The organism is Nocardia sp. NPDC005998 (genome assembly GCF_040614395.1).
Classification (GTDB): Bacteria; Actinomycetota; Actinomycetes; order Mycobacteriales; family Mycobacteriaceae; genus Nocardia.
In genome coordinates, this window is sequence record NZ_JBEXUI010000082.1 from 1 (window position 1) to 11064 (window position 11064).

Consider the following 11064-nt stretch of genomic DNA (forward strand, 5'->3'; position numbering starts at 1 on the left):
CACCACACGGGGGTATGAGGAGCCGGAACCAAAATATATTTGGCACTGACATTCATCGACACACTATTGAGTTCTCAAAGAACACACGCACACACTTTCACTCCGGAGTAAATCCGGCGCTTCCGTGAGGCAACTTGTTGAAGCTTAGCTCAGCCGATCCCCGATACAAAATCGGGCCTCTTCCGAGCCAGTGTGATAGTCAGGCGCTCCTCGTCCTACCTCGTTTCCCAGGCCTTTCGGCTCCGGGTCGGTGTCCGTGTCGCTCTGACTTGAATAAAGTTACTTACCGGCGTGCACGATGTCAAATCGCCTGGCCAGCGGGTGTTTACAGCGAGTTCACCCAATTGCGGAGCAACTGCGCGCCCGCATCGCCTGACTTTTCGGGATGAAACTGCGTCGCCGACAGCGGTCCGTTCTCGACGGCCGCCAGGAATGGGACACCGTGTTCTGCCCAAGTGAGCTTCGGCGCGGCGAAGTGCTCGTTCGGTGGCAGGTCCCAAGTCTGCGCGGCATAGGAGTGCACGAAATAGAAACGCGTATCCCTATCCATCCCTGCGAACAAGACGCTGTCGGATGGAGCCGACACCGTGTTCCAGCCCATGTGTGGCAGTACGGGAGCAGAAAGGCGCTCGACCACACCGGGCCATTCCGCACATCCATCGGTTTCGACGCCGAACTCGACACCGCGCTCGAACAGGATCTGCATACCGACGCAGATACCGAGCACCGGCCGGGCACCGGCCAGCCGCTGGCCGATGATGCGCTCGCCCTTTACCGCACGCAGTCCGGCCATGCACGCAGCGAATGCGCCGACGCCGGGGACGACCAATCCATCGGCGGCGAGTGCGATATCGGCGTCGGCGGTCACCTCGACATTCGCACCCGCGCGGATCAGCGCGCGCTGCGCCGAGTGCAGGTTGCCCGAGCCGTAGTCCAGCAGCGCGACAGATTTGGTGCTCACAGCGTCCCCTTCGTCGAAGGCACACCGCTCACCCGCGGGTCCAGTTCGACGGCGGCGCGCAAAGCCCGTGCCACCGCCTTGAATTCGGCCTCGGTGATGTGGTGCTGGTCACGGCCGTAGAGAACGCGCACGTGCAGGGCGATGCGGGCATTGAGCGCGATCGATTCGAAAACGTGGCGGTTGAGGACGGTGGAATACGGCGCACCCGGTCCGGAACCCGGAATCACCGCATGCAGCAGGTGGTCGGGTTCGCCGGTGTGCACGCAGTACGGGCGGCCGGAGACGTCCACCGCGGCGTGCGCCATGGTCTCGTCCATCGGAATGAACGCGTCGCCGAAGCGGCGAATGCCGGACTTATCGCCCAGCGCCTGGCCCAGCGCCTGACCGAACACGATGGCAGTGTCCTCGACGGTGTGGTGCGCCTCGATCTCGATATCGCCCTCGGCGCGCACCGTCAGATCGAAGCTGGCATGCGCGCCGAGCGCGGTAAGCATGTGGTCGTAGAACGGGACGCCGGTGGAGATGTCGGTCTTACCGGTGCCGTCCAGATCCAGTTCGACGACGATATTGGATTCCTTGGTGACGCGCTCCACCCGCGCGGTGCGATTCATTGCTGGTTCCTCCACAGGCGGATTCATCGAATGGTGAGGTCGGTCTCGGCGAGTGTGCCGCTGACACGCAGGAATTCGTCGTTCTCGGCAGCGAGACCGATGGTGGCGCGCAGATATCCGGGGATGCCGACATCGCGGATCAACACGCCGCGGTCCAGATAGTGCTGCCAGGCACGGGGTGCGTCGGCGAAGCGGCCGAAGAGCAGGAAGTTCGCATCGCTGGGGAGAACGTCGAACCCCATGGCACGCAACGCTTCCGCGACGCGGTCGCGCTGGGATGCCAATTCCGCAACGCTGGCGAGGGTTTCGTCGGCGTGCCGCAGGGCCGCGCGGGCGGCGGCCTGGGTGACCACCGACAGGTGGTACGGCAGCCGCACCAGCAGCATGGCGTCGATCACCGCGGGGGCCGCGACCAGGTAGCCGAGGCGGCCGCCTGCGAAGGCGAATGCCTTGCTCATGGTGCGGGTGACCACGAGTTTCGTCGGATACCGATCGATCAGTGCGATCGCGCTCGGCTCGGCGGAGAACTCGCCGTAGGCCTCGTCGACGACCACAATGCCCGGCGCGGCGGCCAGGATCCGGGCCAGATCGGCCTGCGGGATGCTGTGTCCGGTGGGATTGTTCGGTCGGGTCACGAAGACGACGTCGGGGCGGCGCTCGGCGATGGTGGTGAGCGCGTAGTCGATATCGAGGGAGAAGTCGGCATTGCGCTTGGCCTCGACCCATTCGGTATCGATGCCCTCGGAGATGATCGGGTGCATCGAGTAGGACGGGACGAAACCCAATGCACTGCGGCCGGGGCCGCCGAAGGCCTGCAGCAACTGCTGCAGGATCTCGTTGGAGCCATTGGCCGCCCACACATTGGCGGTGCTCACCGCGACGCCGGTCTGACGGGTCAGGTATTCGGCCAGATCGGTGCGCAGGGCGACGGCATCGCGGTCCGGGTAGCGGTGCAGATCGGTGGCGGCGGCGCGGATGGATTCGGCGACGTCGTCGATGAGGGCCTTACTGGGCGGGTGCGGGTTCTCATTGGTGTTCAGCTGCACCGGAACCGTCAATTGTGGTGCGCCGTAAGGCTTTTTGCCGCGCAGGTTATCGCGCAGCGGTAGCTGATCCAGGCTGACGTCGGCACCGGGCACGGTGATCTCGGGGGTCATGCCAGCGCCTCGAATCGCGCCTGCACGGCCTGGCCGTGGGCGGGCAGGTCCTCGGCATTGGCCAGGGCGACAACATGACCGGCGACATCTTTGAGTGCGGCCTCGGTGTATTCGACGACGTGGATGCCGCGCAGGAAGGTCTGCACGCTAAGGCCCGAAGAGTGGCGCGCACAACCTGCGGTCGGCAGTACATGATTGGAGCCCGCGCAGTAGTCGCCCAGGCTGACCGGGGCGTACGCGCCGACGAAAATGGCTCCGGCGCTGCGCACGCGGGCCGCGACGGCCGGGGCTTCGGCGGTCTGGATCTCCAGGTGTTCGGCGGCGTAGGCGTTGACGACGCGCAGGCCCTGCTCGATATCGTCGACCAGGACGATGCCGGACTGCTTGCCGGACAACGCCTCTCGCACCCGGTGCGCGTGTTTGACCACGGTCATCTGGGTGGTGAGCGCGGCATCTACCGCATCGGCCAGGTCGACGCTGTCGGTGACCAGCACGCTGGCCGCGAGCACATCGTGTTCGGCCTGACTGATCAGATCGGCGGCCACGTGTACCGGATCGGCGGTGGCATCGGCCAGGATGGCGATTTCGGTAGGGCCCGCTTCGGCGTCGATGCCGACCAGGCCGCGGCACAGGCGCTTGGCGGCGGTGACGTAGATATTGCCGGGACCGGTGATCAGGTCGACCGGCTCGAGCTGGGCGCCATCGGTATCGGTGCCACCGTAGGAGAGCAGCGCGATCGCCTGCGCACCGCCGACGGCCCACACCTCCTCGACGCCGAGCAGCTTCGCGGCGGCCAGGATGGTCGGATGCGGTAGTCCGCCGAACTGTGCCTGCGGCGGCGAGGCCACCACCAGCGAGTCGACGCCCGCCGCCTGCGCGGGCACCACATTCATCACGACACTCGATGGGTACACGGCATTGCCGCCCGGCACATAGAGACCGACCCGCTCGACCGGTACCCAGCGCTCGGTGACCGTACCGCCGGGTACCACCTCGGTGGTGGTGTCGGTACGCCGCTGATCGGCGTGCACCTTGCGGGTCCGCTCGATCGCGACCTCCAGCGCGGTGTGCACGGCCGGATCCAACTTCTCCAACGCGGCGTCCAGCTCGGCTGCGGGCACCCGGACGCTCGGCGGAATCACCCCGTCGAACTTCTCACCGAATTCGAGCGCCGCCGCGACCCCGCGATCCCGGATCGCCTCCACCACCGGCCGCACCTGATGCAGCACCGAGTCCACGTCGACTCCCCCGCGCGGCAGCGCGGTGCGCAGCTCGGCAGCGGAGGGAGTACGGCCGCGTAGATCAACGCGGGCGAGCTCGATGCGGGATGTCATGAGGTCTGCGATCCTGTCTGTCCTGATCCTTGGACGTCGGTCCCCGACGCCGAACGGTCGGTTTCCTCCGCTCCGCTCCAGCTACCAGCCTATCGGTCGCATGCCACCGGTTATCCGCTGCGGTCGTCGCGACGCCGGATTTGGAAATATCGTTGTACGGCGACGAGCCTGACTACGATGGCGGCATGTCCATTCCGCATGTTCAGCGGCCCGACCTCCCCGAATACATGACCTGGGAGGAGTTGGAGCGACTTCCTGAGGAGATCGCTGAGCAGATCGAGCTATGGGATGGACGGGTGGTGTGGCTTCGGCGTGGGCCTTCTGAGCACCAGACCTTCACCCGTCGACTGACAAATGCAATCGAGCGATGCGCCAGGAAGACAATGTCGGAAGATCCGGAGCATTGTTGGCGCGTCGGTGACGAGACCAACGTCTTCCTCGGACGCAGTGGAAAGTCCGACTTTCTGACTCCCGACTTCCTCGTATACCGCTGCCTCGAATCGCCGTATCAGGATGTCCGCGGCGGCGATGTGCTGCTCGTCGGCGAGGTCTTGTCGCCCTCCAACACGCAGACCGACATGGAGGCAAAGAAGGGCCGCTACGCGAGCGCCGGAATTCCCTGGTACTGGGAAGTACATCTGGCTCGTGAGGCGAGTGCGATCGCTATCGTGCGCGCCTACGCCCTGCAAACCAGACCTGGCGAGCTGCCGGACGGAGTTCACGCGCTGCATTCGGCCAACTACCTGCTTGCAGGCGAATGGACCCCTAACAACACCGACGACATCGAGATCGACTTCCCCTTCCCGATTCAAATCCCCTGGACCGAACTCGAATACTGATCGCCGAGTCAGGTGCGGCGGCCGAGTTCGGGCAGACCTTCGCCTGCCCCGAGTGATCGGGGCAGGCGCGCTGGTCAGGCCGGGATGAGGCGTTTGATCACCATCGGCTCGGCGAGGATTCGGGTGAGCACATCGCGGACGTGGAAGAAGTGCGGGGTCGTGAAGTGTTCGTCGAGGGCATCGGGGCCGGTCCACTCCTCGACCAGGACCATGCGGGACGGGTCGTTTGGGTCGGTGTAGGGCTGGTAGGTGAGACAGCCGGGCTCGGCAAGGGTGGGTTCGATCATCGCTTCGAGCGCGGTGCGGAGACGATCTTCCTGTCCGTTGGCGGCTCGGAATTCGGCGACCACGTGCAGTGTCATTTCGGTGTCCTCTCAAGGGTTTTCGGCGCGGGGCCGGGTGATGGGGATCAGGCGTGGGCCGGGCCGGTGCCCGCGCCGGTTTCGGTGATGGCGGTGGTGATCTCGGCGAGGTCGGCGGCGGTCAGCCGCAGGGCGCTGGCGCCGATCCAGCCGTCGATCTGCGCCACGGTGCGGGCGCCGACGATCGCGCCGGTTACGCCGGGCCATGCGGTTGCCCAGGCCAGGGCGACCTCGGCGACGGTCACGCCGTGGCGGGTCGCGATCGGGCGCAGTGCGTCGACCAGGGCCAGATTGGCGGACAGGTTGGTGGTGAAGTCCGGGTGGCCGGAGCGCCAGTCATCGGCGCTGAGCTCGCGGTCGGCGGTGAATGCGCCGGTCAGCAGTCCGGACTGCAGCGGCGAGTAGGCGATGACGCCCGTGCCGTTGGCCTTGGCCCAGGCGATCTCCGGGGCCGCGGCGCGGTTGATCGCGGAGAACGGCGGCTGGATGGCATCGACGTGTGCGACCTGCTCGGCGACGGTGAGCTGGGCGACATCGTGATTGGACAGGCCGATGGCGCGCACCTTGCCCTCCTTCTTCAGATCCGCCATCACCTGCCAGTACTCCTCCAGCGGCGTGGCCGCGCCCGAGGCGACGCCGTCGGCGCCGTAGACGAAGATCTCGCCGGTGTCGGGCCAGTGCACCTGGTAGAGGTCGATGTGGTCGACGCGCAGGCGGCGCAGCGATTGCTCGAGTTCACGGCGCACGACGTCGGGGCGCACGATCCGTCGTGGCGGTCCGGTGCGGTCGTCGCCCTCGTTCCAGACCAGGCCGGTCTTGGTGAACAGGTACGGCCGCTCGGATTCGGGCAGCCCGGCCAGCGCCCGGCCGACCAGTTCCTCGGCATGGCCCAGACCGTAGGCGGGCGCGGTGTCGAGCCAGTTGAGTCCGGAATCGATGGCGTGCCGGATGGCGGCGATCGAATCGGCGTCATCGGTGGCGCCCCAGGAGTACTGCCAGCCGGGTCCGGCGATCACCCAGGTGCCGAAGCCGAGTGGGGTGATGTTCATGCCGGTGTCGCCGAAGGGGCGGGTGTTGCTCATTGGGTACTCCGTACTTCTGCCGGATCCGTTCCGGCGTGATCACCACTTTCGGCGGGTACGCGAGCGGTAAACAGCGCCGCACGAGCCTGGGCACGAGATGACCAGGATGCGCGGCGGCAACCACCGGGATACTTGATGGTGTGAGTCTGGATCGACGTGCTGAACTCGGCGAATTCCTGCGTTCCCGACGGGCGCGGCTGAGCCCCGAGCAAGTCGGCCTGCCCGATTACGGCAGCCGCCGCCGGGTTCCCGGCCTGCGCCGCGAAGAACTGGCCATGCTGGCCGGAGTCAGCGTGGACCACTATGTACGCCTGGAACAGGGCCGCACGCTGCACTTTTCGGAGTCGGTGCTGGATGCTGTCGCGCAGGCACTGCGGCTGAACGAGGTGGAGCGCGAACATCTGTATCGACTGGCCCGGCCCTGGTCCGGCGCTGAGCCGCAGTCCGAACAGCAGGTTCGCCCCGGACTGCGCCGACTACTGGACGCCGCCGCCGATGTGCCCGCCTACATCGTGGGCCGAGGTACCAATGTGCTCGCGTGGAATCCGCTGGCCGCCGCGCTCATCACCGACTTCGGCGCGCTACCGCCCCGCGAACGCAATCTGGCCAGGCTGGTCTTTCTCGACGAGGGCATGCGCGAGCTCTACGAGGATTGGCCGGCCAAGGCCGCCGATGTCGTGGCGTACCTGCGTCTGGACATGGCCCGCAACCCAGGCGATGCCGGAATCGCTTCGCTCATCGAGGAGTTGAGCGCGAACTCCGCCGACTTCCGCGATACCTGGGAGCGGCACGAGCTCAAGGACAAGACGCATGGGCGGTATGTGTACCTGCATCCGGTGGTCGGCAGGCTCGATCTGGGTTACGAAACCCTGCGCCTGCCCGACGATCCGGATCAGGCGCTGATCATGCACACCACCGAACCGGATTCGCCGAGCGCGACCGCCCTTGCGCTGCTGGCGAGTTGGGCGCAATCGACGGTGCGATCCGGTTCCCGTTAGGCAATGACTAGCGGGTGTCGCCGCTGCGCGTATCGCTGTCGATGAGCGGGGCGCCGCTGCCAGGGTTGATCAACCGCAGCGTCACGGACCTGTTCCGGCCCGCATAGGTCACGCTGGCCACATTGATATCCACTGAACCGTCTGGGTTGGTTCCTGTACCACTACCGGCCGCATCAACAGTGTTGAAGCCCGTGACCCGATTCTGCGTCCAGTATTCCTGGAAGGCCGACTCACTGCCGTAGACCCGCTGAGCAGCGGGGGTCAACTGTTTCCATGCAGCCGGGAAGCTCATATAGGTGAGGTTGTTGTAGAAGTCCACCACTTGATCGATGGATTGCCGCGAGTCTGCCGGGCCGACGCTCTTCGTCTGCCCCGGCGTGCCAGCGGCAGCCGTGGAAGTGGTGCCCTTCGAGGCGGACGACGACGGCGGACTCGCCTGCACCGATGGCGTATTGCTGCCCGACTGGTTCAGCGCGCCGATGAGAATGGCCACGACGGCCACCACCGCACCGACGCTCCCGCCGACCAGGACGGCCTTGCGCTTGCCACCGGACTTGCCCGGTGTCGGACGTGGCTGTGTCGCCGTCTGCGGATGCGCTGCGGTTCTCGGATGCGACGCCGTTCTCGGATGCGACGCACCACCGGAGTTGTTGGAGCGAGCGGAATTTCGCGGCGGCGGCGCCGGACGTGGCTGCCGCGCGGTCGGCTGATGCTCCGGCGTCGGATTCGCGGGCGGCCGCAGGGCGCGGGTGGCGGATTCGCCGTGGCGGGCGAAAGCCTCACTGGCGGGAACGAATCCGGCGTGCACCGGTGCCGAACCGGAGTCGGCGAGCGCGGACAGGTGTTCACGGGCCGCACGCATGGTCGGCCGGGCACTGGGGTCGGGGCTGAGCAGATCCAGCAGGAAGTCGGTGGCGGGGCCCGCGTGCCGTGGTTCGCTGACCTGGCCGTTCGCCGCGGCGTAGAGCACGGCCAGCGGGTTGGCGCTGGAACCGTACGGCGGTTCGCCCTCCAGTGCGTGGAAAAGCGTGGCCCCCAAGGCGAATACGTCGGCAGCGGGCGTCGGGTCGGCGCCGCGTGCGACCTCCGGCGCGAGGTAGGCGGCGGTACCGCAGATCAGACCGGTTTCGGTGAGGGTGACGTCACCGGTGGCGCGGGAGATGCCGAAATCGGTGATCTTCACGGTGCCGGTGTCATCGAGCAGGATATTGCCCGGTTTGACGTCGCGATGCACGATCCCGGCGTGGTGCGCGGCGATCAATGCCGAGGCGACCTGCTCGCCGATCCGCGCGACCTGGGTCAGCGGCAGCATGCCCTGCTCCGAGATCACCCCGGCCAGACTCTTCGACTTCAGATACTCCATCACCAGGCACGGGTCACCGTTGTGCTCGGTGATATCGAAGACCACGATCGCATTCGGATGCTGGAAGCGTGCCGCATTGCGAGCCTCACGGAACGCGCGCTGACGCACCACATCGCGCTCGGCCTCGGGCAGGCTGGGCTTGATGTGGATCTGCTTCACCGCGACCGAGCGCTGCAGGCGTTCGTCGATGGCACGCCAAACCACACCTGTGCCGCCGCTACCAATCCGCTCGACCAGGCGGTAGTGCTCCGCGATCAATTGACCGGTATCGATGGCGCCTACTCCGAACCTTCTCGAAATCGTGACATCACGCGCATTGACCATCAACGCGTTGCGTCGACGAGTGTAGCGGGGCGCATTCCTCGGCATGCGGCTGCGGGGGTATATTCGCCGCCCACATCGCGCCGTGCGCGGCTGCCATGCTAATTCACCGCCGCGCCCGAAGCATACGACCGGCGGCCGCAACGGCCGGAGCCGAGCTGTTCGCATCGCTGACGAATACGGCGAAGGCCAGGTCACCGTCGATTCCGACAAACCAGCCGTGCGCATGTTTGTCATCGATGTACTCGGCGGTACCGGTCTTGCCGATCAGCCCGGGGATATCCCGCAGCGCGGTCGCGGTGCCGCCGGTGATGGTCTCGCGCATCATCGTTTTCAGCTGCTCATCGATCGTCGGTGGCAATGGTGCCGGGATGCGGTCGGCGGCGCCGGGCTGTCCGTCGACCACCATCGGCAGCGGCATCGATCCGCGCGCGATGGAGGCGGCGACCAGTGCCATGCCGAACGGCGAGGCGGTCACCTTGCCCTGGCCGATGCCGGACTCCACCCGCAGCGCCGGGGTGTCGGCGGTCGGCACCTTGCCGGTGACGGTGGTCAGACCGGGTGTGACGAAGTCGATGCCGAGGCCGAGTTGTGCCGCGGCATCGGTCAGGCCGTCGGGTGGGAGATTCGCCGCAAGCTGGCCCATGGTGGTGTTGCAGGACTGGGCGAAGGCGGTGTGCAGCGGCACATTGCCCAGATCGAAGTCGTTGTCGTTGGGGATGCGGCGGCCCTCGATATTCGCGGTGGCCGGACACGGCAGAACAGTGTCCGGGGTCACTGCACCGGATTGCAGTGCGGCGGAGACGGTGACGGTCTTGAAGGTCGAACCGGGCGGGTACAGGCCGGTGAGCGCGATCGGGCCCTGTGCGTCAGCGGCCGCGCTCTGCGCGATGGCGAGCACCTTTCCGGTGGAGGGCTGCAATGCGACGATCGCGGCGGGCTGGGTGACCGGCGTCAGCGCGTCCTCCGCGGCGCGCAGCAGATCGGTGTCGAGGGTGGTCACGATGTCCGCGGTGGGTTTGGGATCCTGGCCGGCGACGCGTTCGGTGCCGTCGGCGGTCTGCGCCCGGATCGCCCAGCCAGCGTCCGTGTCGGCCGCGCTCTGCCACAGGTCGGCGAGGCCGGACAGTACGGGTGAGGCGAGGGATTTGTCGGTGGCGAGTAGGCGGGTCTGGGGCGCGAGGGTGACGCCGGGAATCGCGGCCAGCGCGGTCTGGATCGGGGCGATATCGGCATCGCGCAGGGTGATCGCGGTGATCGGCTTGCCCTGTGCCGCAGCCAGATCCGATTGCAGCGACTGGGCGGTGATGCCCGCTGCGGCCGGGCCCAGTACACCAGCCAGTGCCGCGGTGTCCGCGCCGGGGGCGACGTTCACCAGGGTCACCACCTGCTCGGTCATCAGCTCACCGCCCGATGACTCGAGGATGCGGGCGGGCTTCGGGTAGGCGGTGCTGTAGGTCAGCGGTCCCTTGGCGAGGCCGGGCGCGATGGCGTCGGGATCCCATTTGACCTTCCAGCCGTCGCCGGAATCGCTTGCGGTGCCATTGGTGGTGTAGCTCCACTCGTTCGTGCCGTCTTTGCCGAGTTTCCAGGTAGCGGCGAGGGTGAAGGAGTTCTTATCCGCGCTGCGGACCTCGAATTTCACCTCCTTGCCGAGCCCGTCGTAGAGCTTGCCCAGTGCGTCGGAGGCCTTCGTCGGATCGTCGGTGAGTGCGGCGGCAGCGGCGACGTCGTCGCGGTTGAGCGCGTCGGCGAACTGCCCGGCGACGGTGTCGGGCTGGTCCGGTCTGGAGCTACAGCAGGTCAAGGCCAGGACGGGGGCCGCGAACAGGACGAGGAGATTCCGGTATGCGCGCACCTGGCCGACTCTAACCGCCAATGGCGACCAGCCTGGGTAACCCGCCCGGGAGCGCTACCCGCTCGCGCGCCGATCTCTCGCACACCTTGTCGGCCTTCGCACTGGGAGTGCGCCGGATCCATCGGTCACGCCGGTGATGTCGACAGTGCCAATCCGATACTCAACTTCGTCGGCATCC

At 66.8% G+C, this 11064-nt stretch carries 10 protein-coding genes; 2 read left to right on the forward strand and 8 right to left on the reverse strand.

The window, feature by feature from the left end; genetic code table 11:
* Positions 1–325: 325 nt before the first annotated feature.
* The 4 genes from hisH to hisD are packed head-to-tail and all read right to left on the reverse strand — an operon-like array spanning position 326 to position 4063.
* The gene (gene hisH / locus ABZ293_RS41670; RefSeq protein WP_354957039.1) at positions 326–961 is read right to left on the reverse strand and encodes an imidazole glycerol phosphate synthase subunit HisH; all 636 of its coding nucleotides are present in this window, start codon (positions 959–961) and stop codon (positions 326–328) included.
* Positions 958–1572 carry an imidazoleglycerol-phosphate dehydratase HisB gene (hisB, locus tag ABZ293_RS41675; RefSeq protein ID WP_355189858.1) on the reverse strand — a complete coding sequence of 205 codons (615 nt, stop codon included), beginning with the start codon at positions 1570–1572 and terminating at the stop codon, positions 958–960. Before hisB ends, hisH begins: the two co-directional genes overlap by 4 nt.
* Before the next feature lie 23 nt (positions 1573–1595).
* Positions 1596–2729 (reverse strand): histidinol-phosphate transaminase, encoded by a 1134-nt coding sequence (locus ABZ293_RS41680; protein ID WP_355189859.1) that lies wholly within the window; start codon positions 2727–2729, stop codon positions 1596–1598.
* Positions 2726–4063 (reverse strand): histidinol dehydrogenase, encoded by a 1338-nt coding sequence (hisD, locus tag ABZ293_RS41685; RefSeq protein WP_354957042.1) that lies wholly within the window; start codon positions 4061–4063, stop codon positions 2726–2728. The genes ABZ293_RS41680 and hisD overlap by 4 nt, the downstream gene beginning before the upstream one ends.
* Positions 4064–4248: 185 nt before the next feature.
* Here hisD and ABZ293_RS41690 point away from each other — a divergent pair, with 185 nt between their 5' ends.
* The gene (locus tag ABZ293_RS41690) at positions 4249–4902 is read left to right on the forward strand and encodes a Uma2 family endonuclease (RefSeq protein WP_355189864.1); all 654 of its coding nucleotides are present in this window, start codon (positions 4249–4251) and stop codon (positions 4900–4902) included.
* Positions 4903–4976: 74 nt separating this feature from the next.
* Here the strand turns inward: ABZ293_RS41690 and ABZ293_RS41695 are convergent, their stop codons facing one another.
* Entirely contained in the window at positions 4977–5264 is a 288-nt protein-coding gene (locus ABZ293_RS41695; RefSeq protein WP_355189860.1) for a putative quinol monooxygenase, read from the reverse strand.
* Between the two features lie 47 nt (positions 5265–5311).
* Positions 5312–6346, reverse strand: a complete 1035-nt coding sequence (locus tag ABZ293_RS41700; RefSeq protein ID WP_355189861.1) for an aldo/keto reductase — start codon at positions 6344–6346, stop codon at positions 5312–5314.
* 140 nt (positions 6347–6486) lie between these two features.
* Here ABZ293_RS41700 and ABZ293_RS41705 point away from each other — a divergent pair, with 140 nt between their 5' ends.
* The gene (locus ABZ293_RS41705) at positions 6487–7344 is read left to right on the forward strand and encodes a helix-turn-helix transcriptional regulator (protein WP_355189862.1); all 858 of its coding nucleotides are present in this window, start codon (positions 6487–6489) and stop codon (positions 7342–7344) included.
* Between the two features lie 7 nt (positions 7345–7351).
* Here the strand turns inward: ABZ293_RS41705 and ABZ293_RS41710 are convergent, their stop codons facing one another.
* Complete coding sequence (locus ABZ293_RS41710) at positions 7352–9031, reverse strand: serine/threonine-protein kinase (protein WP_355189863.1); 1680 nt, start codon at positions 9029–9031, stop codon at positions 7352–7354.
* A gap of 103 nt (positions 9032–9134) precedes the next feature.
* Positions 9135–10841, reverse strand: coding sequence for a penicillin-binding transpeptidase domain-containing protein (locus tag ABZ293_RS41715; protein ID WP_355189865.1), 1707 nt, complete (start codon positions 10839–10841; stop codon positions 9135–9137).
* Positions 10842–11064 lie beyond the last annotated feature (223 nt).